Source organism: Minwuia thermotolerans (genome assembly GCF_002924445.1).
In the GTDB taxonomy this organism is placed as follows: Bacteria; Pseudomonadota; Alphaproteobacteria; order Minwuiales; family Minwuiaceae; genus Minwuia; species Minwuia thermotolerans.
Genome location: NZ_PIGG01000007.1, coordinates 8,850 through 10,336, shown reverse-complemented (window position 1 = coordinate 10,336; position 1,487 = coordinate 8,850). Strand labels below are relative to the sequence as shown.

Annotated in this window: 2 protein-coding genes; both read left to right on the top strand. The window is 65.4% G+C overall.

The window, feature by feature from the left end; all coding sequences use genetic code 11:
• A partial coding sequence (locus CWC60_RS00870; RefSeq protein WP_420891138.1) for a Mu transposase domain-containing protein occupies nucleotides 1-703 on the top strand: 703 nt, incomplete at its 5' end.
• 23 nt (nucleotides 704-726) lie between these two features.
• The coding region (gene istB / locus CWC60_RS00865) for an IS21-like element helper ATPase IstB (RefSeq protein ID WP_206419697.1) at nucleotides 727-1,487 on the top strand (761 nt) is incomplete at its 3' end.

Below are 1,487 nucleotides of genomic sequence, written 5' to 3'. Positions count from 1 at the left end.
GCTGGCCGAGCGATGTCGTCGGCGGCAGGCTGAACGCGCCGGACGCCATATTGAGACGATCGGCGAGCGTCTGGCCGCTGATCTTGCGGCCTTCAAGCCATTGCCGGCCACACCGCTCGAGCCCTGCGAGAAGCGGGCGGCCCGGGTCTCGTCGACATCGCTGGTCCGGTATCGCGGCAACGACTACTCGGTGCCGACAAGCTTCGGCTTCCGGGACGTTGTGGTGAAGGGCTTCGTCGACGAAGTGGTGATCCTGTGCGCCGGCGAGGAGATCGCCCGACACAGGCGCGACTACGGCACCGGCGCCTTCGTCTTTGATCCGCTCCATTACCTGCTGCTGATCGAGACGAAGCCGAACGCCCTCGACCAGGCCGCGCCGCTGCAGGGCTGGGCGTTACCGGAAGTCTTCCAGCATCTGCGCCATCTCCTTGAGGCGCGCATGGGTAACCGCGGCAAGCGTGAGTTCATCCAGGTCCTGCGGCTGATGGAGACGATCGCCATGCCGATTGTCGCGGAGGCGGCGACCGAGGCGATCCGTCTTGGTGCCATCGGCTTCGATGCCATCAAGCTGATTGCGCTGGCCCGTGTCGAACGACGCCCGCCGCGGCTCGATCTGTCGGCCTACCCGCATCTGCCGAAGATGGACGTCAGGACGACGGCCGCCGCCGACTACGCCGTTCTCATTCCCGGGAGGGCGGCATGAACGGCAAATCGGCTCCCGGGAAGATGCCGACGGGAACGACCGGCGACACGCCGCAGGTTCTGCTCGCTCACCACCTCAAGCAATTGAAGCTGCCGACGGTGCTCAGGGAATACGACAAGGTGGCTCGGGAATGCGCCCGCGACGGCGTCGATCATCCCCGCTATCTGCTTCGCCTCGTCGAGCTCGAGCTGATCGACCGGGAACGGCGCATGGTCGAACGGCGGATCAAGGCGGCGCGGTTCCCGGCGGTCAAAAGCTTCGACACCTTCGACTTCACGGCGATCCCCGGCCTCAACAAGATGCTGGTGCTGGAACTTGCCCGCTGCGAGTTTGTCCTGCGCCGGGAGAACGTCATCGCACTTGGCAACTCGGGCACCGGAAAGACGCATGTGGCGCTGGCTCTCGGGCTGGCCGCCTGCCAGAAGGGCTTCACCGTCACCTTCACGACCGCCGCCTCCCTCGTCCACCAGCTCATGGAAGCCCGCGACGAGCGACGTCTTCTGAAGCTGCAGCGCGACCTCCAGGCCGTCAAGCTCCTGATCGTCGACGAACTCGGCTACATTCCGCTGTCGCCGACGGGTGCCGAGCTTCTGTTCGAGGTCTTCTCCCAGAGATACGAGCGTGGATCGACGATCGTCACCTCGAACCTGCCGTTCGAGGACTGGACGAGCGTCCTCGGCTCGGAGCGGCTCACCGGCGCGCTGCTCGATCGCCTGACACACCACGTTCATATCCTGACGATGAACGGCGACAGCTACCGGCTGAAGCAGTCGTCCGGTCGTCG